This window comes from Pleomorphomonas oryzae DSM 16300, from assembly GCF_000422965.1.
Lineage (GTDB): Bacteria > Pseudomonadota > Alphaproteobacteria > Rhizobiales > Pleomorphomonadaceae > Pleomorphomonas > Pleomorphomonas oryzae.
This window is the reverse complement of record NZ_AUHB01000008.1, coordinates 154,502-180,006: the sequence shown is the minus strand read 5'-3', so window position 1 is coordinate 180,006 and position 25,505 is coordinate 154,502. Positions and strand designations below refer to the sequence as shown.

The 25,505-nt window shown below is 64.9% G+C and carries 21 protein-coding genes; 11 read left to right on the top strand and 10 right to left on the bottom strand.

From position 1 onward, the window contains the following. Nucleotides 1-150: 150 nt before the first annotated feature. The gene (locus tag G522_RS0114875) at nucleotides 151-1,104 is read left to right on the top strand and encodes a hypothetical protein (protein WP_036839427.1); all 954 of its coding nucleotides are present in this window, start codon (nucleotides 151-153) and stop codon (nucleotides 1,102-1,104) included. Nucleotides 1,105-1,149: 45 nt separating this feature from the next. Here the strand turns inward: G522_RS0114875 and G522_RS0114870 are convergent, their stop codons facing one another. Beyond that, entirely contained in the window at nucleotides 1,150-2,232 is a 1,083-nt protein-coding gene (locus G522_RS0114870; protein ID WP_026791728.1) for an OmpA family protein, read from the bottom strand. Nucleotides 2,233-2,453: 221 nt separating this feature from the next. Here G522_RS0114870 and G522_RS0114865 point away from each other — a divergent pair, with 221 nt between their 5' ends. The 7 genes from G522_RS0114865 (at nucleotide 2,454) to G522_RS0114835 (ending at nucleotide 9,464) form a co-directional block, all read left to right on the top strand. Beyond that, nucleotides 2,454-2,699 (top strand): CopG family ribbon-helix-helix protein, encoded by a 246-nt coding sequence (locus G522_RS0114865; RefSeq protein ID WP_026791727.1) that lies wholly within the window; start codon nucleotides 2,454-2,456, stop codon nucleotides 2,697-2,699. Then, a complete protein-coding gene (locus tag G522_RS0114860) occupies nucleotides 2,696-2,986 on the top strand; it encodes a type II toxin-antitoxin system RelE/ParE family toxin (RefSeq protein WP_026791726.1) in 291 nt (96 codons plus the stop codon). The genes G522_RS0114865 and G522_RS0114860 overlap by 4 nt, the downstream gene beginning before the upstream one ends. A 62-nt stretch (nucleotides 2,987-3,048) precedes the next feature. Continuing rightward, complete coding sequence (locus tag G522_RS0114855; protein ID WP_036839426.1) at nucleotides 3,049-3,615, top strand: hypothetical protein; 567 nt, start codon at nucleotides 3,049-3,051, stop codon at nucleotides 3,613-3,615. A gap of 206 nt (nucleotides 3,616-3,821) precedes the next feature. Continuing rightward, on the top strand, nucleotides 3,822-4,460 hold the full coding sequence (locus tag G522_RS0114850) for a TetR/AcrR family transcriptional regulator (RefSeq protein WP_026791724.1): 639 nt from the start codon (nucleotides 3,822-3,824) through the stop codon (nucleotides 4,458-4,460). A 114-nt stretch (nucleotides 4,461-4,574) separates the two neighbouring features. Further along, nucleotides 4,575-5,660, top strand: a complete 1,086-nt coding sequence (locus G522_RS0114845; protein ID WP_026791723.1) for an efflux RND transporter periplasmic adaptor subunit — start codon at nucleotides 4,575-4,577, stop codon at nucleotides 5,658-5,660. Further along, nucleotides 5,657-8,731, top strand: coding sequence for an efflux RND transporter permease subunit (locus G522_RS0114840; RefSeq protein ID WP_026791722.1), 3,075 nt, complete (start codon nucleotides 5,657-5,659; stop codon nucleotides 8,729-8,731). The genes G522_RS0114845 and G522_RS0114840 overlap by 4 nt, the downstream gene beginning before the upstream one ends. A 64-nt stretch (nucleotides 8,732-8,795) precedes the next feature. After that, complete coding sequence (locus G522_RS0114835) at nucleotides 8,796-9,464, top strand: hypothetical protein (protein ID WP_026791721.1); 669 nt, start codon at nucleotides 8,796-8,798, stop codon at nucleotides 9,462-9,464. Nucleotides 9,465-9,471: 7 nt separating this feature from the next. On the opposite strand, the gene G522_RS0114830 is transcribed toward G522_RS0114835, so the two are convergent. Further along, complete coding sequence (locus G522_RS0114830; protein ID WP_026791720.1) at nucleotides 9,472-10,362, bottom strand: LysR family transcriptional regulator; 891 nt, start codon at nucleotides 10,360-10,362, stop codon at nucleotides 9,472-9,474. Between the two features lie 104 nt (nucleotides 10,363-10,466). Between G522_RS0114830 and G522_RS0114825 the strand changes: the two genes are divergently transcribed. The 3 genes from G522_RS0114825 to G522_RS0114815 all read left to right on the top strand — a co-directional run bounded on the left by G522_RS0114825 (nucleotide 10,467) and on the right by G522_RS0114815 (nucleotide 13,048). Further along, nucleotides 10,467-11,330: an SDR family oxidoreductase gene (locus G522_RS0114825; RefSeq protein WP_026791719.1), complete on the top strand. Its 864-nt coding sequence runs from the start codon at nucleotides 10,467-10,469 to the stop codon at nucleotides 11,328-11,330. Between the two features lie 45 nt (nucleotides 11,331-11,375). Further along, the gene (locus G522_RS0114820) at nucleotides 11,376-12,023 is read left to right on the top strand and encodes an NAD(P)-dependent oxidoreductase (RefSeq protein WP_036839422.1); all 648 of its coding nucleotides are present in this window, start codon (nucleotides 11,376-11,378) and stop codon (nucleotides 12,021-12,023) included. Nucleotides 12,024-12,166: 143 nt separating this feature from the next. Beyond that, nucleotides 12,167-13,048, top strand: a complete 882-nt coding sequence (locus tag G522_RS0114815) for an AraC family transcriptional regulator (protein WP_026791717.1) — start codon at nucleotides 12,167-12,169, stop codon at nucleotides 13,046-13,048. A gap of 208 nt (nucleotides 13,049-13,256) precedes the next feature. Here G522_RS0114815 and G522_RS0114810 read toward each other — a convergent pair whose 3' ends face one another. The 8 genes from G522_RS0114810 to arnT all read right to left on the bottom strand — a co-directional run bounded on the left by G522_RS0114810 (nucleotide 13,257) and on the right by arnT (nucleotide 25,505). After that, a complete protein-coding gene (locus tag G522_RS0114810; RefSeq protein ID WP_026791716.1) occupies nucleotides 13,257-14,357 on the bottom strand; it encodes an NAD(P)/FAD-dependent oxidoreductase in 1,101 nt (366 codons plus the stop codon). Nucleotides 14,358-14,668: 311 nt separating this feature from the next. Next, entirely contained in the window at nucleotides 14,669-15,661 is a 993-nt protein-coding gene (locus G522_RS0114805) for an alpha/beta hydrolase family protein (protein WP_026791715.1), read from the bottom strand. A gap of 403 nt (nucleotides 15,662-16,064) precedes the next feature. Beyond that, nucleotides 16,065-18,005 carry a putative bifunctional diguanylate cyclase/phosphodiesterase gene (locus tag G522_RS0114795; protein WP_026791714.1) on the bottom strand — a complete coding sequence of 647 codons (1,941 nt, stop codon included), beginning with the start codon at nucleotides 18,003-18,005 and terminating at the stop codon, nucleotides 16,065-16,067. Between the two features lie 363 nt (nucleotides 18,006-18,368). Further along, the gene (locus tag G522_RS0114790; protein WP_026791713.1) at nucleotides 18,369-20,249 is read right to left on the bottom strand and encodes a potassium transporter Kup; all 1,881 of its coding nucleotides are present in this window, start codon (nucleotides 20,247-20,249) and stop codon (nucleotides 18,369-18,371) included. Nucleotides 20,250-20,470: 221 nt separating this feature from the next. Continuing rightward, a complete protein-coding gene (locus tag G522_RS0114785; protein ID WP_026791712.1) occupies nucleotides 20,471-23,005 on the bottom strand; it encodes a cation-translocating P-type ATPase in 2,535 nt (844 codons plus the stop codon). A gap of 126 nt (nucleotides 23,006-23,131) precedes the next feature. Continuing rightward, nucleotides 23,132-23,530, bottom strand: a complete 399-nt coding sequence (gene arnF, locus G522_RS0114780) for a 4-amino-4-deoxy-L-arabinose-phosphoundecaprenol flippase subunit ArnF (protein ID WP_026791711.1) — start codon at nucleotides 23,528-23,530, stop codon at nucleotides 23,132-23,134. Continuing rightward, nucleotides 23,527-23,859 (bottom strand): 4-amino-4-deoxy-L-arabinose-phosphoundecaprenol flippase subunit ArnE, encoded by a 333-nt coding sequence (gene arnE / locus G522_RS0114775; protein ID WP_026791710.1) that lies wholly within the window; start codon nucleotides 23,857-23,859, stop codon nucleotides 23,527-23,529. Before arnE ends, arnF begins: the two co-directional genes overlap by 4 nt. Beyond that, nucleotides 23,856-25,505, bottom strand: coding sequence for a lipid IV(A) 4-amino-4-deoxy-L-arabinosyltransferase (gene arnT, locus G522_RS0114770; RefSeq protein ID WP_026791709.1), 1,650 nt, complete (start codon nucleotides 25,503-25,505; stop codon nucleotides 23,856-23,858). Before arnT ends, arnE begins: the two co-directional genes overlap by 4 nt.

Sequence of the window (25,505 nt, the reverse complement as noted above, 5' to 3'; positions counted from 1 at the left end):
GGCATCGAAGTCAACCCCACTATGCCCCGTCCACCGCTTCCATCTTCTTATCAATGTTTACATTCTGCTGTAAAAGTAACCTCTTCGTTAAGCCATTGCGGTAAATGCCAAGGACCGTATCGCTTGCGTAAGCATGGACGGAGGGGACGGATGCTCTGGTCGTTTTCGGTGTGGCGGTCGCTTGGCCTTGTTGGCCGGACCTGGCCCTTCCTGGTGCTGCGGCTCGCCGTCAATCTGGCGATCGCCGTGGGCGCCATGCTCACTGTTTCCATCGGGGCCTTCCTCGGCTGGGGACTTGGCCATATCGTGAGCTCGGTGCCTGTCGAGGCTGGAACGATCTATGGCGGCCTTCTCGGCTTTGTCGTGCTCGGCATCATCCTCTGGTGGATTCGCGACTATCTCCTCTATCTCCTCACCGCCGGTCACGTGGCGGCGCTGACGCAGGCCTTCGACGGCACGCCGCTGCCGCCCGGCAAGGGGCAGGTGGCGGCGGCGCTCGCCATCGTGCGGGAACGCTTTGGCGAGGTGAGCCTGTTATTCGTGCTCGACCAACTGGTCAAGGGCGCGGTGCGCGCGGTGACGAGGCTCATCGACTGGCTGACCGATCTCATGGGGATGCCGGGCCTTTCCGGCTTCGTGCGGCTGGTGGATACAGTGGTGCGTCTCTCCACCAACTTCATCGACGAACTGGTGCTGACCCGGCAGATCCGCATCGCTTCGACGGATCCCTGGACGACGGCGCGCGAAAGCATCGTGCTCTATGCCCAGAACGCGCCGGCCATCCTGCGTAACTCCGTCTGGCTGATGCTGTTTCGCTGGGCGCTGACGGTGGTGCTGTTCGCACTGCTGATCTCGCCGGCAGCGGCCTTCGTCTACCTAGTGCCGGGCGAGACGGCCGGCTGGACGCTGGCCTTCGCGCTGCTCCTGGCGGTGGCCCTGCAGCGGGCGCTGATCGATCCCTTCTGCATCGCCGCGCTGATGCAGGTCTATTTTGCCGAGATCGAGGGGCAGCGGCCCAACCCCGACTGGGACGACAGGCTCGCCGAGGCCTCCCGGCCGTTCCGCGACCTGATCAACCGGGGTCGGGAGGGATTCGCGGCATAACGGGGAGGGGCGCCATAAGCGCCCCTCACGCATCTTCCATTCGGCTTAGTTGAGTCTCACCACCTCGACACGGCGATTCTTGGCGCGGCCGTCGTCGGTGGTGTTGGTGGCAACCGGCGCCACCATGCCGACGCCGGCGCTCTTCATCCGGTCGGCCGGAACCTGGAAGCGCTTGGTCAGCGCGCCGACCACGGCGGCCGCCCGCTTCTTGGAGAGGTCGATGTTGTAGTCGAAGGCGCCGACATTGTCGGTGTGACCGACGATGACCACCTTGAGGTCGGGATTGTCCGCGAGCAGCTTGGCGATCTCGGTCAGTGTCGGTTCGGAGTCCGGCTTCAGCGTTGCCTTGTCGGTGTCGAACAGGATGCCGTAGAGCGCCACGTGGCCGGCGGCGTTGATGTCCTTGGCCATCTCCTCGGCTTTCACCACCACCATCTTCTGCTCGCGCGCCTTCGGCTCCAGGATGTGGACGATGGCGATGGTGCGGTTGGTGAGGGCGTCGCAATAGGAGCCGCCACTGGAGATGGTGTAGGTCTGCACGGCGAGGAATGTGTCGCCGCCGTCGCCCGGCAACCGGCCGGAGAAATAGCGCTGGTCGGTGATCCTCGCGGTGACGGCGCAGGCGCCGTTGGAGAAGGCCTCGTCCTTCAGGTCCTTCTCCTTGAAGAAATGCATGGTGAGGCTGGTGTCGCCACCGCCACCGGAGCTCGAGCGCACCGACGAGCCGCCGCAGTCCTCGTCCTTGCACTCCCAGAGCACCTCGCCGCCGGCATTCTTCAGCGCGTCCTGATAGTTGCGCAGCACCTCGAGCGGCGAGCGATCCTCAGGCTCGACATAGACGAGCCGCGTCAGCTGTCCCTCGAGATCCTTGGATTGCTTGGGTGCGAAGACATTGTTGTTCATGGCGTCGAGCTTGCCGTTGGCCTCGAGCGGCGACAGCGGCAGATTGAAATCAGTGAACTTCTGCTGGGCGTAGCTGACGATGAACGACCCCTCGTAGCGCGGTACCAGCGGGTTGTCGGCGGCCCCCTTGATGTCCTTGGTTGGCAGCGTCGCATCGGCAAGGGCGGCCGGAATAAAGCCGAGAAGTCCGAGCGTCAGCAGGACGCCCGCTTTCCAGTGTGACATGATTGGCTCCGAATTGGGCTCCGAGTGGGCGGCGATCCGGCTTGAAATATTGCCGAAGGCTTGCGCCGCGCTGGCAAGGATACAACCGGAAACGAAAGAACGGATATGGACTTTCGCGTAGGTGAGGGCGTTTCAATGCGAAGGGCGCCATGGTTCTTGAGAAACCTCTTGGGTTCATCGATAGTGCCGAAGATCCACACTGAACCAGCAGGAGTGCCTTCATGGTCGCGTTCACAGTGCGCCTTGACGACGACAAGGCCGAAAAGCTCGACAGGCTGGCGAGCAAGCTCGATCGTCCGCGCTCCTATCTGGCCGCTCAGGCCATCGCCGACTATCTGGTCCGCGAGGAATGGCAGATAGCCGAAATCGAAGCAGGTCTCTCGGAAGCCGACAGCGACGAGTTCGGCTCGGCCGAGGATCTGGCGCGCGTTGTCGCCAAGTATGTGACGCCGGGGCAGGGCGCATGAAGCGCGACCTCCGATGGACCAAGCGGGCCATTCGGCGACTTGATCAGGCGGGCGCCTATATCGCACGGGAAGACCCCAAAGCCGCTGCCCGCGTCGTGGCGCGGATCATCGCCGGTGTGGACCTGTTGGCCGAGCAGCCTGCCATCGGCAGGGTGGGGCGCATCGAAGGGACACGTGAACTGATGTTTGCGGACATCCCCTATATCGTGCCCTATCGCGTGACGCCTTCCGCCATCGAGATCCTGACCGTGATGCATACCGCTCAGAAATGGCCGGATGGGCTGTAGTGGGTTGCCACCACCGAAGATGCTAAGTGTCGGTGCCTTGGGTTGTGTTGGTCGGGGGGATCATGAAGGGAGCTTGCGGCGGTGCGGCCGTCCTGATGGCGGCCTTGTGGAGCATCTGGGCACAGTCCTCACAGGCGGCGAGCCCCGCGCATGAGGCGCGCGAGAGAGCCGAGGTGCGGGCCATATTCCAGGTGCTGCTCGCCAAGATCCAGCCGGGGGACGGATGGAACTATGATCTTCCCTGCGTCTTCGGGGAGGCGTGGGGCAGGGTGGGTGATGACGAAAAGCCGCCTCAGCCGTTGCTGACCGTGCGGGAGGCTCTCGATCCGCGCAACGCGCATCCCGAGAAGTTCTGTGATCTCGCCGAGCGGAACAAGACGGCGCGCGCCATGGCCAAGAAGCTGGCCGGGGCGGCCAAACCCTATCTCAACACGGCGGACACCACCTTCACCTACCCGATCTTCAACAGGGACCTATCGCGCGCCACGGTCGAGCGGGAAGGCGGCAACGATCAATGGACGCCGGACGGCCCCGGCGACTTCGTCGCGTCCGGCACGAAGATCTTCCTGGAAAAGAAGGGCGGACACTGGCGGGTCAGGCGGATGATCAATCAGTGGATCGCAAATTGAGGCAAGGCACGGGATAGCCTCCGCTGTCATCGTCAGCTCGACCGCGTTGACGGCTACACCGCGCGCCAGTGGTCGGGAACCCCTTTGTCGTTGAGGCAACCTCGCATCCCCGCCTTTCGTTATGGGCCGGGCGTCGCGCGCGCCAGTCCCTTGCAAACCGGCCCTTTCCATTATATGTACGGTTGAACATATTATGAGGTCGGGCGATGGACAAGGCGACCGTGCCGCGCGGGCGGCGGACCAAGGACATGCCGAGCGGACGCGAGGCGCTGCTCGCGGCGGCGGTGCGATTGTTCGCGGCGCAGGGCTATGAGGGAACCGATATCCGCAGCGTGGCAACGGCTGCCGGTGTCGGCGCCAACCTCATCCGGGTGCATTTCGGCGGCAAGGCCGAGCTCTGGGCCGCCGCCGCCGAACGGGTTCTGTCGCGGGCCGAGCCGATGATGGAGGTGGTGACGCAAATCTCCGGCGACACCCAGCTCAAGGTCGAGGAACGGCTGGCGATCATCATCCAGAAGACGGTTGCATTCTACAAGGACAACCCGGAAATCCGCGACTTCGCCTTCCGCTCGGTGGCCGACGGCGGCGAGCGGGCGGACTTCATCGCCGAGAAGCTGCTGGCGCCTGCCTATGCCTCGGGAAAGGCAACCTTTGACGAGGCGATGGCAACGGGCCTCATTCGCAGCCGCCATCCGGCGCTGTTCTTCATCATCCTGACCAATGCGCTCAGTCAGCCGCATGGTTTCCCGGACATCCTGGCGAAGCTGGCGCCGGAGATTCCGAAGGAAGACGCCTATCTCTACCTGTCGATGTCGGTAACGGAGCTCTTTTTGCACGGCATTTAGGAGCCTTTCACTTTGCAATTCAGCTCTTTTCCCGGGGTGGGATCGGCCTTTCCCCGGTGGGCGGAGCTTTGTGCGGTCTTCTCGGGGCTGTGCCCCTGCCTGAGAGGTAAGACGATGCGTGGTTGGTGTTCGGCGGCAAGCCTTGCGGTGGCAATGGCTGCCTGCCTGTTGAGTGGATGCGATGAGCCCAAGCTGCCGGCCGCCGAGGCCCGCCCGGTGCGGACCGTGGTGGTGGGCCAGCGTCCCGCCGGCGAACCGGTGATCCTGACCGGGCAGGTGCGGGCGCGCACCGAAATCAACCTCGCCTTCCGCCTGAGCGGGCACATGATCGACCGCACGGTGCGCATCGGCGACCAGGTGATGCCGGGGCAGGTGATCGCCCATCTCGACGACCAGATCCAGAAGAACACCGTGCTGCAGACCGAGGCGCTGCTGTCGGCCGCCCGGGCGCAGCTCGTCGAGGCGCGCAACACCTATGCCCGCCAGAACGGCCTGCTCAGCAAGGGCTTTGCCAGCAACGCCCAGTTCGATCAGGCCCAGCAGGCGCTGGAGTCGGCCGAGGCGCAGGTCGCCTCCGCCGAAGCGCAGATGAAGAGCGCCGAGGAGCAACTGAGCTACACCATCCTGACCGCCGACGCCGCCGGCACGGTCATCGCCACCGGCGCCGAGGCCGGCGAGGTGGTGGCGGCCGGCCAGTCGGTGGCGCAGATCGCCAGCGATGGCGGCCGCGACGCGGTGTTCGCCGTGTCCGGCCAGATCATCCGCGCCCTGCCGGAGAAGCCCGCCTTCACCGTCGCGCTGACCGAGGACACCAAGATCGGCGCCAGCGGCTATATCCGCGAGATCGCGCCGCAGGCCGACCCCGTCACCCGCACCTACACGGTGAAGGTGGCGCTCGATACGCCGCCGGAGGCCATGCAGCTGGGATCGACGGTGTCGGGCACCACGCTGCTCGATGCACCCGCGGGCATGGAGGTGCCGTCGTCGGCCATCGTCTACGGCAGCGGCGCGTCGAACGCCGTCTGGGTGGTGGACACCAAGGCGCTGACCGTGGCGCTGCGCAGCGTCGAGGTCGCGCGCTACGAGCCGTCGAGCGTCATTCTTTCCAACGGGCTGTGGCCGGGCGAGACCATCGTCACGGCCGGCGTCCAGTCGCTGCACCCGGGTCAGACAGTCCGCCTTCTGGGCAGCGCGTCATGAAGAAGGGCTTCAACCTCTCCACCTGGGCGATCGGCAACCGGTCGCTGATCCTCTATTTCATGCTGGTGATCTCGCTGGCCGGCGCCTGGTGCTACACCGGCCTCGGGCGCGGCGAGGACCCCGCCTTCACCATCAAGACCATGGTGGTGCAGGCCCAGTGGCCCGGCGCCACCATCGAGGAGACGCTGAAGCAGGTCACCGAGCGCATCGAGCGCAAGCTGCAGGAAACGCCGCATCTCGACTATATCAAGAGCTACACCGAGGCCGGCGTCACCACGATCTTCGTGACGCTGGAAGGCAAGACGCCCAAGGCCGACGTGCCGGAGATCTGGTATCAGGTCCGCAAGAAGGTCGGCGACATCAAGGATACGCTGCCGCAGGGCACCTATGGTCCCTGGTTCAACGACGAGTTCGGCGACACCTACGGCATCGTCTACGGTTTCACCTCCGACGGCTTTTCGAGCCGCGAACTGCGCGACTATGTCGAGGATATTCGTTCGCAGCTGCTTCAGATCCCCGACGTGTCGAAGATCGACATGCTCGGCGTGCAGGACGAGCGGATCTACGTCGAGTTCTCCACCGACCAGATCGCCGGGCTCGGCCTCGACAAGAACGCACTGATCGCCGCCCTGCAGGCGCAGAATGCCATCGCCCCGGCCGGCGTGGTGGAGACCTCCGACGAGAAGATCCTGGTGCGCACCTCCGGCGGCTTCAAGTCGGAGAAGGACATCCTCGCCGTCAACTTCGCCGCCAACGGCCGGCTGATCCGCCTCGGCGACATCGCCAAGGTGACGCGCGGACCGTCCGACCCGCCGCAGCCTCTCTTCCGCGTCAACGGCAAGGAGGCGATCGGCCTTGCCGTCTCCATGCGCGACGGTGGCGACGTGCTGGTGCTCGGCAAGAACATCCGCGCCGCGATGGCCGGCATCATGGCCGATCTGCCGATGGGCGTCGAGACGCACGAGGTGGCCGACCAGGCCGCCACCGTCGAACACGCGGTGGGCGACTTCACCGAGGCGCTATGGGAAGCCATCGCCATCGTGCTGGTCGTCAGCATCCTGAGCCTCGGCTTCCGGGCCGGCTCGATCGTCGCGCTGTCGATCCCCCTGGTGCTGGCCATCGTCTTCGTGGCGATGCAGATTTTCGGCATCGACCTGCAGCGCATTTCGCTCGGCGCGCTGATCATCGCCCTCGGCTTGCTGGTCGACGACGCCATGATCACCATCGAGAGCATGATCACCCGCCTCGAACGCGGCGAGAGCAAGGAGGCGGCGGCGTCCTTTGCCTATCAGTCGACCGCCTATCCGCGCCTTGCCGGCACGCTTGTGACCATTGCCGGCTTCGTGCCGATCGGCTTTGCCAAGTCGATGGCCGGCGAATACACCTTCTCGATCTTCGCCGTGGTCGGCATCGCGCTGATCTCCTCGTGGTTCGTGGCGGCGCTGTTCTCGCCGCTGCTCGGCGTGTGGATCCTGAAGAAACCCAAGGAGAGCCACCACGAGGTCGGCAACGGGCCGATCCTCAAGGTGTTCCGTGCCGTCGTCGCCAAGGTGATGGTCTGGCGCTGGGCGACCATCGTCCTGACGCTGGTGCTGTTCGCCGTCGCCGTCTACGGCATGCGCTTCGTGCCCCAGCAGTTTTTCCCGCCGTCCGATCGGCCGGAGCTCTTGGTCGACCTGAAGCTGCCGCAGAATGCCTCGATCGAGGCGTCGCGCGACATCTCCGCCAAGATCGACAAGCTGTTGTCGGACGATGGCGACGTCGACCACTGGAGCACCTATGTCGGCCGGGGCGCCGTGCGCTTCTACCTGCCGATGGACCTGCAGCTGCCCAACGATTTCTTCGCCCAGGCGGTGGTGGTGACCAAGGGGCTCGCCGAGCGCGACCGCGTCAAGGCCATGCTTGAACAAGCCCTGACGGAGGATTTCCCCAACGTCATCGGCCGCGTCTATCCCCTGGAACTGGGGCCGCCGGTCGGCTGGCCAATCCAGTATCGTGTCAGCGGGCCGTCGGAAAACAAGGTGCGGGAGATCGCCTTCGAGGTCGCCGAGACCCTCAACCGCGACGGACGCGTGCAGAAGATCAACTACAACTGGATGGAGCCGACGCGGACGATCCAGATCCATGTCGATCAGGATCAGGCGCGCCTCCTCGGCCTCAGCTCGCTGCAGGTGTCGCAGGCGATCAATGCCATCGTCTCCGGCGGTACCGTCACCCAGGTGCGCGACGACATCTATCTCGTCGATGTCGTCATCCGGGCGAAGGCCGACGAGCGCATGTCGCTGTCGACCATCCGCACCCTGCAGCTGCCGGTGACGGGCGGCAAGTCGGTGCCGCTCAGCCAGGTCGCCCAGGTGGACTATGGCCTCGAAAGCCCGCTGATGTGGCGGCGCGATCGCCGGCCGACCCTGACGATCGCCGCCGACGCCGCGCCCGGCACCATGCCGGCCTCCATCGTCGAGGCGCTGAAGGGGCCGATCCACGACCTCGCCGCCAGCCTGCCGGCCGGCTATCGCATCGACCTTGGCGGCGCCGTCGAGGAGAGCAACAAGTCGCAGGCCTCGGTGATGGCGGTGGTGCCGGTGATGCTGCTTCTGATGGTGACCATACTCATGGTGCAGATCCGCTCGTTCAACGGCGTGTTCATGGTGTTGAGCGTGGCGCCGCTTGGGGTGATCGGCGTGGTGCTGGCGCTGTTCATGGCGCAGAAGCCGCTGGGTTTCGTCGCCCTCCTGGGCGTGCTGGCCCTCATCGGCATGATCGCCCGCAATTCGGTGATCCTGATCGATCAGATCGAGCAGGAAAAGCGGGCGGGGCTCGATCCGTGGAACGCGGTCGTCGAGGCGGCGGCCATCCGTTTCCGGCCGATCCTGCTGACGGCGTCGGCGGCGACGCTCGGCATGATCCCCATCGCGCCGACCATCTTCTGGGGGCCGATGGCCTTCGCCATCGTCGGCGGCCTCGCGGTGGCAACCGTGCTGACGCTGTTATTCCTGCCGGCGCTCTACGTCGCCTGGCACCGCATCCATCCCAAGCCTGCAACTCCCATCGATCAGGCCAGGCCGGGCTGATCGACAGGCGGTTCCCCGGCGATCGGGGAGCCGCCGGCAACCCCATCGGCGGTGAGACCCTGCCGTGCCCTTCGACGAGCCTCCCTTCTTCGGGCCACCTTCGGGGCGCCGCTACGCCCATCTCCTGCGGCCGGTGGCGACGTTGATCGATGCCATCCTGGCGGCGCGCGACCGTACCGAGGACCGGTTTCGCGGCAATGGCTGCTGGCGTCGGATGCTGGCGCTCGGGACCATGCTGGCGGGCCTGGCAGGCGTTCCCATCGTGTCGCTGATCGCCTATCGGGTCAACGGCCGCTACTTCCCCGGCATGGCCTCGATCTTCGGCGGCTTCCTGCAGTCGCTGCTGATCCTTCGCATGGCCGGCCCCGCCATCTACGCCGACTGGCTGTGCATGGGCCTTTGCGACATCCTGATCGGCGGTGTCCTTATCTTCGATTCCGGTCTCTCGGGCGGCCTGTCTCTGGCCGCGTTCGGGCTGTGCTTTGCCCTGTCGTCGCTGGCCCGGATCTGGATCGGCCTGACGTACAGGATCGCCAACGCCTTCACCTGGATGGGGTCAAGCGGCCTTGCCGGCCTGTTCCTGCTGGCCTGGTTCCTGGTGGTGCTGCTGTCCACCAACGACATCGGGCTCGAGCTGCCGATGGCCGCCGATCTGGTGCTCAGGGCCGACCTGACGCTGCGCGGCGTCGCCCTGATGGGCTTTGGCCTGTCCCTCAGAAACCGGGACGACTGACGCCGGGTCACCGGCCGATATAGGTGGCGAGCTCGTCGGGCGTACCCATGGGAAAGGCTTGTTTCAGATAGTCGAGGAAGGCCGAGACGCGGGCGCTGAGCAGCCGCCGCGACGGGTAGAGCGCCCAGAGCGCGATGTCCGGCGCGTCGGCATCGCCCCAGGAAACCAGCGTGCCCGCGGCGAGATCGTGGCTGACCAGCGACAGCGGCAGCCGCCCGGCGCCGACGCCGGCGCACACGGCGTCCCGCACCATCAAGAGCGAGGCGAGGCCGAGCACCGGCTCGATGGCGATGGCGGCACGGCCGGTCGGCGTCCTCACCTCCCAGGTGCGGCGGTCGCCGGCCGAGCGGATCACGGCGGGCACCTTGCTGTCGTCCGTGGGGCGGGGGAGGATGGGGCTTGCCACCACCACCAGTCGGTCATGCAGGAAGACGCGGCCGACGAGGCTGTCGTCCGGCTCGGGGTTGACGCGGATCACCAGATCGAACCCCTCCTCGATCATGTCGACCGGGCGATCCTCCGTCGTCACCTCCAGCCGCACTTCGGAGTATTTCAGAGCAAAGCCGGCGGCGATCTTGCCCATGGCGGTCTGGGAAAACAGCAGCGGTGCGCTGACCCTCAATCGGCCGCGCGGGCGCTCGCCACCCGAGGCAATGGCGCTCGCCGTCTCCTCAAGCTCGGTAAGCAACTGCCCGGCCCGCTCGAAGAGGGCGCGCCCTTCCTCGGTGAGCTTCAGGTCACGTGCCCCGCGTTCGAAAAGGCGCAGGTTGAGATCGGCCTCGAGGTCGGCCACCCGGCGCGACAGCGTCGCCTTGGGCCGGTTGGCGGCGCGGGCGGCGCGGCCAAAGCCGCCATGCTTGGCAACCAGGGCGAAATCGGCGAGGGCGAGCAGGTCCATCTGTTCCACCTGTGAGACGGTGCGTCCAGATATAACGTCTATCGGATCGAATGTGGATCACTCATTTTCGGGGTGTCTTCTGACACCAACCTGGAGTGACCCAAATGACCATTCTCGTTACCGGTGCCACCGGTCGCGTCGGCCGCCACGTCGTCGATCAACTCGTGAGCCGCGGCACCGAGGTGCGCGTCCTCGTTCGCGATGTCGCCAAGGCCGACTTCCCGGCCAATGTAGAGATCGCCCAGGGCGAGTTGCTCAACATCGATGCGCTGCGCCAGGCGTTCGCCGGCGTCCGCACGCTGTTCCTGCTCAATGCGGTGGCCGGCGACGAATTCACCCAGGCACTGATCGCCCTCAACATTGCCCGGGAATCCGGCGTCGAGCGCGTCGTCTACCTCTCGGTGATCCACGCCGACCAGTTCGTCAACGTGCCGCATTTCGCCGTAAAATCCGGCGTCGAACGGATGATCGAGCAAATGGGCTTCAGCGCCACCATCCTGCGCCCGGCCTACTTCATCGACAACGAGCTGATGATCAAGGACGTCATCATCAACTACGGCGTCTATCCCATGCCAATCGGCAGCAAGGGCGTCGCCATGATCGACGCCCGCGACATCGCCGAAGTCGCCGCCATCGAGCTGATCCGCCGCGACCGCGCAGCCGAGAAGCTGCCGAGTGAGATCCTCAATCTGGTCGGCCCCGACACGCTGACCGGCACCGATCTCGCCGCCATCTGGTCGGACGTGCTGGGTCGCCCCATCGTCTACGGCGGCGACGACCCCAGTGGCTTCGAGCAGAACCTGCAGGCGCTGATGCCCAAGTGGATGGCCTACGAGATGCGCCTGATGGCCGAGCGCTACGTCAGCGACGGCATGGTTCCCGAGGCTGGCGACATGGCCCGCCTCGTCGAGCTACTCGGCCGGCCGCTCCACACCTATCGCGATTTCGCCAAGGCCATCGCCTCCTGACGGGGCGACTGGCCGAACCAAACCCTCATCCGAAGGACCGTCATCATGATCTATTCCACCCAGCCGAAGATTCTCGTCCTCGGCGCCACCGGCGGCACCGGCCGCCTGATTGTCGCCCAAGCGGTGGCGCGCGGCTACGACGTCGCCGTGCTCGTGCGCTCCGCCGAGAAGGCTAAAGACTTCAAGGGCGTGACGCTGATCGTCGGTGACGCCCGCGACGAGGCGGTGTTGCGCCGGGCCGTGAAGGGGCGCGATGCCGTGGTCAGCGCCCTCGGCACGCCGGCGAGCCCCTTCCGTGAGGTGATGCTGCTTTCCACCGCCACCCAGACGCTGGTGAAGGCCATGCAAGCCGAGGGTGTCGACCGCCTCGTCGCCATCACCGGCCTCGGCGCCGGCGACAGCGTGGGACACGGCGGCCTCCTGTTCGACAAGCTGATCTTCCCGCTGCTGCTCAGGAAGGTCTATGCCGACAAGAACCGGCAGGAGGCGATCGTGCGGCAGAGCGGCCTCGACTGGGTGCTGGTTCGCCCGGCGATCCTCAGCGACAAGCCCGGCCGCGGGACGAACCGCGCCCTCACCGATCTCCTGCATTTCCACGGCGGCAGCATCGCCCGCGCCGACGTGGCGCGCTTCGTGCTCGACCAGGTGGGGAGCGATGAGTGGCTAGGTCAGTCGCCGCTGATTGCCTGGTGAATGGACCCTGGCGGGGTGCCCGACGTATCCTGGACGCCTGCGGTCCGCCTTTCGGCCCCGTGCCAAACCGCAAGATCGGTGGAGCAGGGCGGGGCGGGATGGGGTTAGCTCAAATCCGCCACGCAAGGAGAGACGACGAAACGATGAGGGATGCCGCCGAGAACTACCATGCCCGGATGCGGCGAGTGCTGGACTATATCGAACGGCATCTCGACGGCAATCTGGACCTTGAGGTGCTGAGCGGCGTCGCGGCCTTTTCGAAGTTCCACTTCCACCGGCAGTTCGCGGCGATCTTCGGATTGTCCGTCCATCGCTATGTCCAGCTGGCGCGCATGAAGCGCGCGTCCCATCAGCTGGCCTATTGGGAAACCAAGAGCGTCACGGATATTGCGCTGGATGCCGGCTACGACGCGCCGGATGCCTTCGCCCGCGCCTTCCGGCAACGGATTGGGCAATCGCCGTCGTCCTTCCGCAAGTCTCCCGACTGGGAGCCGTGGCTTGCCGCCTTCGGGCCACTCGAAAACGCCAGGAGCAAGCTCATGCAGACGATCTTCAGTCCCGCCGACGTCACCATCCGCGAAGTCGCCCCGACCCGCGTCGCCATCTTCGAGCATCGGGGCGATCCCGAAACGCTCGATGCCACCATCCAGCGCTTCATCGCCTGGCGCAAGGCCAGGGGATTTTCGCCTTTCACCAATCCCACCTTCAACGTCTGGTATTCCGAGCGACGCCCTGCCAACCCCGCCGACTACAGCATGGATCTCTGCGTCGGCGTCGATGCCGATCAGCCGATCGAGGCTGGACCCGAGAACGCCAAGCCGGGCGAGATTCCGGGCGGGCGCTGCGCCGTGCTGCGCGTCACCGGCGACACCCACAACCTCGAACCTGCCGCCCTTTACCTCTACCGCGACTGGCTACCGCAGAGCGGCGAAGACATGCGCGACTTCCCCATCTACTGCCAGCGGTTCTTCCTGGAGGGGGAAGGGGCGGGGACGGCGGCGGAGCTGTTCTTGCCGCTGAAATAGCTGGCTTGGAAGGCAGCTTTTGCCGGTCAGGAACTCCAACGGCGAGATGGTGACGGCCACCGTCGAGGTGGTGTCGCCCAAGCTTGTCAGTGCGCATAGCATTCTTCGACCCTTCGCTTGGCTGACAATCGGCTGGGGGCGTTGTGTACCCAGTGTTCGCCGCCATTCGGAATGGGTTTAAGGACTGACGGGCCAGCTCCGCGGCAATTCAGTTGGCGAGGCTGGCCAACAGGCGACCAATGGCCAGTGACGCCGTCAGCCCGGGCGATTCGATGCCGAACAAGTTGAATAGTCCGGGGAGCCCGTGGGTTTGGGGACCTGCGATCATGAAGTCGGTTGTCGATCCGCCGGGGCGCTCGATCTTGGGGCGGATGCCGCAATAGTCTGGTGCGAGAGCCCCGTCCGGCAGGTTCGGCCAGTAGGCACGAATGGCCGGGTAGAATGACGCGCACCGGGCCGGATCGACGCTGTAATCGATTGCATCGATCCATTCGACGTCGGGGCCGAACCGGGCGCGCCCGGCGAGATCCAGCGTCAGATGAACGCCAAGCCCGCCGGCGACCGGCATCGGATAGATGAGATGGGAGAATGGAGCGCGCGTCGCCAGCGCAAAGTAATTGCCCTTGGCCAGATGGAGTAGTGGCACCGTCTCAGCCGGCACCCCCTTGATGGCCAAGGCGAGGTGTTGTGCCCCGAGACCCGCCGCGTTGACGACGGTACGCGCAGCGATGCGCATGGGGTCGGCGCCGCCGGTCTCGATCACCAGCCGGCCATTCTCGATGCCGCCGCCGACGACCGGCGTTTGAAATGCCACCATTGCGCCGTGGCTTTCGGCGTCGCCCTGCAAGGCCAGTATGAAGGCATGGCTGTCGATGATCCCGGTCGAAGGCGATAGCAGCGCCCGGACGCACGTAAGCTCCGGTTCGAGCGCACACGCTTCGGCGGCCGACAGCCAGCGAAGATCGTCGACGCCGTTGGCATTGCCTTGGGCCTTGATCGCCTCGAGCTTGGCAATCTCGTGATCGGTGGTTGCCACCAGGATCTTGCCGCAGCGTCGATGCGGTATCCGGTAGTCCGCACAGAAGGCGTAGAGCTGCACCCGCCCTTCGGTACACAGGTGCGTTTTCACGAGACCGGTGGGGTAGTAGATGCCAGCGTGGATAACCTCGCTGTTTCGGGAACTGACGCCGGTTCCGACGGCGCTTTCGGCTTCGACAATCAGAACCTCGCGACCGGAGCGGGCAAGTTCGCGAGCAATGGCTAGGCCGACCACGCCGGCGCCCACCACGATGCAATCCGCTTCCTCCATCGAGACTTCCTCTGTCCGACGCTATGGGTGCGAGAGCTCGCCCGTCATAGACGGCCGTGCACGGGGATAGTAGGGGCGCGTGTTGGTGCAGGCAAACTGGTGCGACCTCTGATAGACGTGATCCAAGTGGTGCTGCCCCATTTGGCGGGGGGATCGCCGGCCTGCCGATGATCAGCGTCGGTCTGTGCCTCGCAGCGTCGTCGTTCGTCCGGATATGGATCGGATTGCCGCACAAAGGGGCCGGCGCCTGCAATTGGGATGGCGGCGAGCGGCTTTGTCTGTTCCTGCCATCGCAGGGGCCATGACTGAAGCTACGCTTTGGCGAAAAACTCCGCGGCCTTCCCTGCGACTTCATCATGGACGAGAGCCCTATTTAGCCCTTCCCGATCCCTAAACAGCTCGGGCGCGGCCTCTTGTCCGATGACCGATCCCTCGGGCAAGAAGGCGTAGTGGCCGACACTTCCGACGAGAATTTCAGAACTGCAACGGGGAATGTTCTGTGACAGCCACGCACAGCACTGTTCAGGCGGCGCGACAGTATCCCCGTCACCTCCTATCAGATGCACCGGCCTATTGATTGTCTGAAGACTATCCTGGGAGAATCCCAAGACGGAGCGGCCGGGAGCAATTGCGAAGACAGCGCGGATTCTGGGATCGGAAAAGTCGCTTCGCCGCCGATCCCAGGACTTCCGGAAAACTGGATTCTCGTAGAGTTTGGGTAGTTCGTCGGCGAGGTTTGGAAATTCTCGCGGCCCCCGGATGGGACTCTTTTCTGGGTTTCCCGGCTCGAACTGTGAGAATGCGACGCGGGCTCCGGCTAGCAGGAGAGCTGTATATGCACCTGCCGAAAAGCCCGCAGCGAAGACACGTTCGACTGTCCCCACCCCTAACGAACTTCTCCAACTAGGCTCATCGAGAATAGCCGACAGGTCACTCGCCCGCTCCCACATGCAAAGGAAACCCTCTGCACGATAGGGTTCGGAGCCAGTGTGCCCGTGATGGTCAACTGCTAACGCAACAAAGCCCCGCTGAGCCAGCCGATGTCCCAGCCACTCCAATGCATCCCCGGTTGCTCCAGTTCCATGCGAAAGGACAACCAACGGAAGCGCGCGGTTTGAACGAGCCAGAGGCGCGTTGAGGGCAATAGGTTCTTTCCGAAACCATGACCTTTCCAGAGGTACGTCAGCGATCGAACTCTCATCGGCAGGATACCAAGCCGTCCAAGCCAAAGGGCGAGGGGCATTGCCATCCCAACTCAACCGACGGGGATCAACGCACGCCCCCCTTTTGAGACCAACCGGCATGGCTCCCCCTTTGATCCTGGCTCTGAAACGGGTCGATTAACGATTACCCCCGCAAACTCCGCCGCATCTTCGGGACGGGCAGAACCAGCTTACCTCGTCGTATGGCGGAGGGGCATGCCTTGACGGCCGAATTGCGAGATAGGCGAGCGCCGGGGGATGCGCCACTGCGCGCGGATGGCCTCAAGGACGATAGCTACTCGCGGTGGAACTGGATGGCACCGTCGATCGAAACGATGGGGCATATTTCGCCGGAGCTGGGTGAGTGGGCGCGAGAGAGCGCTATCTGGATATCCTGCGCCGCGCGCCGCTTGATGAATACGAAATTCGCAGCGCGCGATATCCGGATCCTCAAGACGGTTGATCTAGGGGCGTTTCATTCGCTTTCCGCAGCAGGCGCGACCTATCACGAAACCTGCCGCAGCTCTTTCGTTCGCGCGCCCTCTTCCCGAGCCTGCGCCACGATGCTTTGCGCCGGCACCGGGCGAGAAAAGTGGAATCCCTGCACCTGGGCACAGCCGAGGCGCCGCAGGGTTTCGGCTTCGGCGGCCGTTTCGACGCCTTCGGCCAGCACGGTGAAATTCAGCTGCTTGCCGAGACCGATCAGGGTGGCGATGAGCTGAGCGTTCTTTTCCTGGCCGTCGATGCCCGAGATCAGGCAGCGGTCGATCTTCAGCTTGTCGAAGGGCAGGGACGCCAGCTTGACGAGCGAGGAGTGGCCGGCGCCGAAATCGTCGATGGCGATCTTCACGCCAACCGACATCAGCCTGTTGAGTTCGGCGTTGACGCCCGTCAGATCGTGGATGGTTTCCTCTGTGACTTCCACCTCGAAGCGCTCGGGGCGGATGGCGAACCGGTCGATGATTTCAAGGATGATGCCCACCGGGTTGCCGGTCAGGAATTCGGCTGGCGAGATGTTGATGGCCACCGTGGAAGTGGTGTCGCCCGCCTTGGTCAGCGCGCGCAAGAGGCGGCAGGCCTCCTTGGCAACGAACTCCGTCAACTGGTCGCCCATGTCGGCGCTCCTCACTGCCGACAGGATTTCCGCCGGGCTGATGGCCCCGAGTTCGGGATGCGCCCAGCGGATCAGTGTTTCATGGCCGATGACAGCGCCTGTGGTGAGATTGTGCTGTCCTTGGAAGACCACGTTGAGAAGGCCGTGCGTCAGGGCATCGCCGATCTCCGCCTCGATGCGCTGGCTTCTTTCGAGCTTGGTGCGCAGGTCGGCATCGAACCGGGAGGCCTGATGCTTGCCCTTGTCCTTGGCTGCATAGAGGGCGATGTCGGCGGCGGCGAACAGCTCGGTGAGTTCAGCAGCATCCTGCGGGAACAGGGCGAGGCCGATCGACGCACCGATCACCAACGTAACGCCGTCGATGACGAACGGCCGTCCCATCACCGCCACCACCCGTTTGCTGAGGGCTTCGGCGCGTTGTTCGCAAGGGGCGGAGTCGATGATGATCGCGAACTCGTCGCCGCCGAGACGGGCGATGAATTCGCTGGGCTGGCAGGCGCGGGAGATGCGGGTAGCCGCTTCTATCAGCACCTTGTCGCCGATGAGGTGGCCGCGCGTATCGTTGACCAGCTTGAAGTTGTCGAGATCGATGACGGCGAGCGCCAGCCCGGCACCCCTTGCCTGGCGGGCGGCCAGTTCGGCATTGAAGGCCGCTCGGTTATGGAGGCCGGTCAGGCTGTCGTGGTTGGCGAGGTAGTCCAGCTTGCGGTTCGATTCATTGACCGATTTGGCAAGCGCTAGCGAGCTGAGGCGAGCTTCTTCGCCTTGGCAGAACCGCGCCGAACCGCGCTGCGCCTGGAAGATCATCATGGTGAGCAGCAGCAGGGTGTTCGCCCCGACAACGCCGCAGGCGAGGTTCCCCTGGGCCAGGAAGGTGGCGGCGGTGGCCAGCAGGATAGGCGTGAAGAACACGATGCCATGATCGGCTAGCGTCATACTCTGGATGAGCGCGCCAGCGGAAATGCCTGCCATGAGGAAGGCCGTGAGCGCCCCCGACATCGTCTCGATATGGCCGATCTGCAAAACCGGCACGGCAGCCCAAGTCAGGCCGGCCAGGAAGGCATGTAGGCGCAGTTGGCCGAGGCATCTCTCGGTGTCACGCGCGGCCGCGGGCGAGCGACGAACTCCCAGGAGCCAGAGACCTCTCAGGATCGATGTCCCGATCACGGCGACGAGCCACCAGGGAATCCACGCATAACCGGACTCAGTGCCGAGGACGATCGTTCCCGACGTGGATATGATGACGGAGGAGATTAGGGTGGTGGGGAGATTATTGAGGGCAATACTCAGCTGTTCGGCCCGGATCTCCCGGTGATACGGCCGCTCATCCAAACTTTCGTTCCGTGAAATCCCCGGGCCCGTTGCTCTCATACGTGCCCTCCAAGGAAAACAGGATGTAAACTCTATCGGTAGAAATTATCTGGAGTCTACGTAGGCTCCTCTGTTGTGCCATGTATTGTTTGATCTTCCATTAATCTATGCATGAACTTTCACCGCACGGCGTTTTGCGCGCAACCATCGGATGCGCGACTTGCCTGAATGATATGGTTCATTTGAATTTTTGGTTGAGTGGCATCCGTAATACTTACGAGAGATACGCGCGTCCGGCTATCCGAAAGTTTTCCAACTTCGGACGGATGGCCGTCCGCTCACGCATCCGCTTATCCGAAAAGTCTCACACCTTTTCGGGCTTCCCTAGATGCTGAACTGCTGGCCGATCTCGATCACCCGGTTGGAGGGCAGGCGGAAGAAGTCGGAGGCGTTGGTAGCCGCCCTGGTGAGCGAGATGTAGAGGCGGTTCTGCCAGCGCGGCATGGCCGAGGTCACCGCTGGCTTGAACCAGCGGCGGTTGATGAAGAAGCTGGTCGACATGATGTCGATCTTCAGGCCGTGCCTGCGGGCCTTTTCCAACGCCATCGGCAGGTTGGAATCGTCCATGTAGCCGAGGTGAACGTGCACCTCCTTGAAACCACCGTCGAGGGGGAACACCTCGATCCGTTCGTCCTCGGGCACGTGCGGCGTCATGGCGTAATCGACGGTGACGATCAGGTTGTGCTCGTGCAGCACGTGATTGTGCTTGAGGTTATGCATCAACGCGCTGGGCGCGATGGTGGGGTCGGCGGTGAGGAACACGGCGGTGCCCTTGGCGCGGGCCGGCGACGAGCGGCCGAGCATGCCGATTAGATCATTGAGCGGAATGGCCTCGGCGCGCGCCTTGGCGTGAGTCAGCTTGGTGCCGCGCATCCACGACCAGATGGCGATGCCGATGGCGGCGGCGACGAGAACCGGCACATAGCCGCCGTCGAACAGCTTCATCAGGTTGCTGGCGAGGAATACCATCTCAACTGCCAGCATGGGCGCGATCACCGCCACTGCCCGCCACAGCGGCCATTTCCAGGCATAGTGGAAAACGATGAAAGCCATCAGCGAGGTGCTGACCATGGTGCCGGTCACGGCGATGCCATAGGCGTTGCCGAGCGCGCTGGAGCTCTTGAAGGCGAACACCAGGAACAGCACGCCGGTGAGCAGCAGCCAGTTGACCTTGGGCATGTAGATCTGCCCGACCTGCGCCGCCGAGGTGTGGCGGATCTCCAGGCGCGGCAAGAGGCCGAGCTGGATCGCCTGCTGGGTCAGTGAGAAGGCGCCGGAGATGACGGCCTGACTGGCGATGATGGTGGCCAGCGTCGCCAGCACCACCAGCGGCACCAGCGCCCAGTCCGGCGCCATCAGGAAGAATGGATTTTCGATGGTCTCGGGACGCGCCAGCACCATGGCGCCCTGGCCCATGTAGTTGAGGGCGAGCGACGGGAATACCACTGCGATCCAGGCCCACTGGATCGGCTTGCGGCCGAAATGGCCCATGTCGGCATAGAGCGCTTCGGCGCCGGTGACGGCCAGGAACACCGAGCCCATCACCGCGAAGGAGCCGAGGCCGTGCTCGGCGAGAAAGCGCGCCGCCCACAAGGGGTTGATCGCCCAGAGGATGGCGGGATCGTCGCCGATGTGCTTGAGGCCGAGGAGGGCGATCACCACGAACCAAACCAGCGTGATCGGGCCGAACCACCTGGAGACGCTGCCGGTGCCGCGCGCCTGGATGACGAACAGGCCGATCAGGATGATGGTGGTGAGCGGCAGCACATATCGGCTGAAACCGGGCGAGGCGAGCTCCAGTCCCTCGACGGCCGAGAGCACCGAGATGGCCGGCGTGATGATGGCATCGCCATAGAACAGCGCCGCACCGACCACGCCGAGGATCACCAGCGTCAGCGCCTGGCGGCCGACCGTCGCCTGGGCAAGCGCCAAGAGCGACAGCGTTCCGCCTTCGCCACGGTTGTCGGCCTTCAGGATGAACAGCACATATTTGACGGTGACGATCAGCGTCAGCGACCACAGGAGCAGCGACACGATGCCGATCACCTCGGAGCGCGTCAGCCCATCGGCGGCGGCATGGCTCAGCGACTCCCGGAGCGCATAGAGCGGGCTGGTGCCGATGTCGCCGTAGACGACGCCGATCGATCCGAGCGCCAAGGCCCAAAAGCTCTGAACGTGATGGCCGTGTGCTGAAGAACCCGACATGGCAAGGCAAACTCCGAACTGTCCTTGCCGAGGAGATATTTATCCGTTGGGATGGGTGCAAATAAAATCGACTTTATATGAGAAATAAACTTCTTTATGTTTTCTTTATACGGTGGGGGCGTTTAGTAGATGTGGAGTTTATGCTTTGAGGTGGGTGTAAAGAAAGGATAAAGGCACCGATTTTCATAGGAGTGCCAAATCTGATCCGACCATTTCCGCCACTATCCGCGTGGTAGCATCGACTTCATTCCCTGAAGGCCGGTTAGAACCAAGGTGCTCGCGGCGATGGCGAGGCCGAGGTCGTCGGCGTGCAGCAGGCCGAAGCCGAAGAGGGCGCGGACGGGTGGCCAGAACAGTACGACGCCGAGCAGCGGCAGGATGACCGCCAGCACGCCAATCAATGTCGGGTTAGGCCGCGAGACCGCCGCCAGCAGCGAGGTGCCGAAGCTGCGGTTGACCATGATCAGCACGACGATCACCAGGATCAGCGCCACGAAGGTCATGGCGCGCACATCGTCCGCCGGATAGCCGGCGCCGAGCGTCACTAGGTAAAGCGTGGCGGCGACCAGCAGGCCGGCCACGCCCTGCACGGCGGCCCAGGCCATCGCCGATCCGGAGAACAGGCGGGCATCGGGTGCGCGTGGCGGTCGGCGCATGATGTCCGGCTCCTCGCTTTCGGCTTCGAACACCAGCGAGCAGACGGGATCGATGACCATTTCCAGGAAGGCGATGTGCACCGGCCCGAACAACAGCGGCGTACCGAACACGAGCGGCAGCAGAGCCAGCCCGGCGATCGGGATATGCACGGCGAAGATGAAGGCCATGGCCTTGCCGAGGTTGTCGTAAATGCGCCGGCCGAGGCGAATGGCGGCAACGATGGCGCTGAAGTCGTTGTCGAGCAGCACGATCGACGACGCCTCGCGGGCGACGTCGGTTCCGCGTCCGCCCATGGCGACGCCGACGTCGGCGGCCTTCAGCGATGGGGCGTCGTTGACGCCGTCGCCGGTCATGGCGACCACCTCGCCGCGCTGCTTCAGGGCCTCGACGATCTTGAGCTTCTGCTCGGGCATGATGCGGGCGAAGACGTTGGCTTCGACCATGTGCGCGGCGAGCGGGCTGTCGTCCAGCCGGTCGAGCTCGTCGCCGGTAATGGCCGAGCTGGCAGCGATGCCGGCATCGCGGGCGATGGACAGCGCGGTGGCCGGATAGTCGCCGGTGATCATGGCGACGCGGATGCCGGCACTGCGGCATTCGGCGATCGCCTGGGGAACGCTGGCTCTCAGCGGATCGGCAAGCCCGACGAGACCGAGATAGGCGAAGGCGAAGCCCGATGGATCGGGCGGCAGGTCGTCTCCACGATACTCGGCCCCAGCGACCGCCAAAACACGGCAACCGGCAGCGGCCATGCGGTCGGTCTCGACGCGCAACGCCTCGCTGTCCTCGGGCGTAAGGTCGCACAGGCGCTGGATGGCCTCCGGCGCTCCCTTGGTCGCCACGAATAGGGTGCCGTCCGCCCGTTCCCAGACGTGGGTGACGGCGAGAAGATCTCGCGTCAATGGAAAGATATGAACGAGCCGCCAGCCGACGACGGTGCCTAGCGCCAGCTCGCTTTCGCTGGCGAGGCGATGGAAGGCGCGCTCCATCGGGTCGTAGGGATCGGCTTCTGAGGCAAGGCAGGCGACGCTGACCAGCGCTGACACGGCGTCCGGCAGCATCTCCCCGGCGCGCCAGGCGGGTGCGCTGCCGAGTGGTCGCAGCTCGACGACGCTCATGCGGTTTTCGGTGAGCGTGCCGGTCTTGTCGGTGCAGAGTACGGTGATCGATCCGAGTGCCTCGATGGCATTGGCGCGGCGCGTCAGCACGTGCGCCTTGGAGATGCGCCAGGCGCCCATGGCCATGAATACCGCCAGGACGACGGGAAACTCCTCGGGCATCATCGACATGCCGATGGCGATGGCGGCGAGGATGGCACCCAGCCAATCGCCGCGCGTCAGCCCGAACAGTACCAGCACCGCCGCGCTGACGGCGAGGCCGGCCACGGCAAACAGGCGGACCATGCGCCCTGTTTCGATCTGCAAGCGCGGCTTTTCCGTCTTGACGGCGGCCAGCGTCCGGCCGATCCGGCCCATCTCGCTGTCGGCGCCGGTGGCGACGACCTCGGCGATGCCGGTGCCGCGAACGATCATGGCGCCGGAAAAGACGAACGGCAGGCCGTCGCCACCCGGCCGGGCGCGTTCCGGCCGCTCCTCGTCTGCCGGCAGCTTGCTGACCGGCACCGCCTCGCCGGTCAACAGCGACTCGTCGGCTTCGAGATCATGGCACTCCCGGAGCAAGGCGTCGGCGGCGACGCGGTCGCCTTCGCCCACCACCATCAGGTCGCCGACCACTACCTCGCGACCGGGGACGTGGCGGCGCTCGCCGTCGCGGATCACCAGGGCACGTGGACTGGCGAGATCGCGCAGGGATTCGAGGACACGCTCGGTCCGGCTCTCCTGCACCACGGTGATGACGATGGAAAGGCCGGCGAAAGCCATCAGGATCAGGCCTTCCCCGGTGTCGCCGAGCAAAAGATAGATGCCGCCGCCGACGAGCAGCAGCGCCAGCATCGGTTCGGCAAACACGTCGAGCGCGATCCTGATGAGGCTGCGCTTTTCCGATCTTGGCAGTTCGTTGGGGCCGTTATCGGCAAGCCGCCGCGCCGCGTCCTCCTGAGAGAGCCCCTTCGGAGGAGCGGTGGACATCTGCATGTCGGTCATCGAGCGCCCCCTCGCCGAGGCGTGGCTTAATGAGCCTTATCTCTTTGTTCCGATGTAGGTACGCCCGCTGTCCGCGGCATAGGCACAACCACCACGGTAGCCGATGGTCGAAGACGGAGCGCTGCCTTACCCTCCTCGCGGTTTCCCGCACACCAGATAGATCCCCGCGAGGATCATGACCATCGCACCCGCTTTCCCCAGACTGAAGGTGTCGCGGAAGGCGGGGAGGGCGATGGCGGCGAGCCAGACGATGACGTAGCTGAGGCTGATCAGCGGGTAGGCGATGCTGAGCGGCAGGGATTTGAGGGCGAAGTACCAGCTCAGCATGGACGCGACATAAAAGAACAGGCCGGTGGCGACGGCGAGCGTGGCCGGCCAGACGTGCCAGAGCGCCGGCACGAAGGTCAGGGGATCGGCCATCGGCGGCAGGGCGGCGATGCCCCCTTTCATCAAGAGCTGGGCGCTGCTGGCGAGCAACACGCTGAGGAGGGCCGGGGCGAAGCCCTTCGGTATCAGGGTGGTCATGCGCCACGCCCCACGAAGATGACGCCGAGGACGATCAGCGCGATGCCCAGCCATTGCCGGGTGGTGATCGTCTCGTGCCAGAACCAGCGGGCGGCGAGGGTCACCAGGATGAAGTTGAGGCTCAGCATCGGATAGGCGACGCCGACAGGCACCCGTTGCAGTACCGACAGCCAGAGCAGCATGGCCGAGCCCAGGCAAAGGAGGCTGATGCCGAGCCAAACGAGCACATGGCGCCGGCGCGAGCCCTGTTGCGGCTCACCGCTCGCCGCCTGCTTTTGCGCCAGCTGGCCGGCGCAGGTCAGGATGTTGACGGCGAGGATGTCGATCATTGCTGCTTGTACCAGAAAAGCGCCATGCGGCCCTGTCGGATGATCCGGTCGGGCGCCGGGTTCATGGTCACCGGCTGGTCGGGTTTGGCAAGCGGCATGACAAGCGACACGTTGCCGTCGTGCCGATGGCTGGCGAGCCAGTCAGGGAAGGCGTCGGCAGTGACGAGCCGGTCGGCACTGTCGGGATAGCTGAGGCCATGGGCGACTTCGCCCGGCCAATTGTAGATCAGCACGTCATCGCGCTGGCCGGTATAGGCGACAGCCGAGGCCCAAGCGGGGCCGTAGGCGAGGACGTAGCGGCTGCCGGTGAGGGCCGGAGCCACCTCGCCGAGGAACCATTGCGGGTTCTTGTAGGTGACCACAGTTTGCGGCAGAACGCCACCCACCACCAGCGCGGCGCCGATTGGGCAGAGGGCGGCCCAGTGCCAGCGCCGGCCTGGCCGCCTCAGCGTAAGCCAGCCGATGCCGCCCCAGACAAGCAGGGCCAGTGCGACAAACGCCAGCTTGCCGCCTTCGCCGGAGGCGTAGGGCAGTTTTAGGGCGACGCTCCAGGGCAACATGAGGGCAACGGCGGCGAGCCCCAGCCCTAGTCCCAACACGAGGTTGATCCAGCCATTGGCGACGAACAGCACGTCGGTGCCGAGGGTCCGGGCGCGGCGGGCCATCAACAGGGCGAGCGGCGCCATGCACGGCAGGATGTAGGTCGGCAGCTTGCCCTCGGCGAGGCTGAAGAAGGCAAGCGGCATCACCACCCATCCCAGGAGATAGATAAGCGCCGGGTCCTTGCGCCGATCGGTCCAGCCGAAGGCGAGCGAGGCGGGCAGCAGCGCCAGCCAGGGCACCGTGCCCAGGATGAACAGCGGAATGTAGAACCAGAACGGTTCCTTGTGCTGGGCGTGGGCGCTGTCGGCAAAGCGCTGGATGTGCTCCACCCAGAAGAAATGGTTCCAGAAGTCCGGCTGTTCTCGCCAGACGGCGATCGCCCAGGGCGCCGAGACGAGCGCGGCGCTGAGGATGGCGAGCGGGCCGTAGGTCAGGACCTCTCTCCAGCGCCGCTCGACGATGACGAAGGGCAGCACGCCGACGACCGGCACGGCCAGCGCCAGAAAGCCCTTGGTGAGAAAGCCGAGGCCGCAGGCGACACCGAGCAGGAGATAGCCGCCGATCCGGCCATTTCGCGTCTTCGCCTCGGCTGCCACCCAGAAGGCGGCCATGGCGGCGACCAGCCACAGCGTCACGGCGGCATCGACCGAGCCGTAGGTGCCGACGGCATAGACCAGGAAGGACGAGAGATAGATGGCAAGAGCGGTGAGCGCCGTCCGTCGGTCGCGCCAGATATGCATGGCGAGCCAGGAAACGATGGCGGCGGCGAGAAGGGTGGAGATCACCGCGCCAGCGCGGACGCCGAAGTTATTCTGGCCGAAGAGACCCATGCCCAAGGCATTGATCCAGAGGCCGCCGGCCGGCTTCTCGAAATAGCGAAGCCCAAGGAAATGCGGCGAGATCCAGCTGCCGCCCGCCAGCATTTCGCGGCTGATTTCGCCGTAGCGCAGCTCGTCGGGCAGCCACAGGCGACGGCCTAGCAGCGGCAGGACATAGGCGAGCGGGATCAGCAAGAACCAGAAGAACAGCTGCCAGCGCTTCAT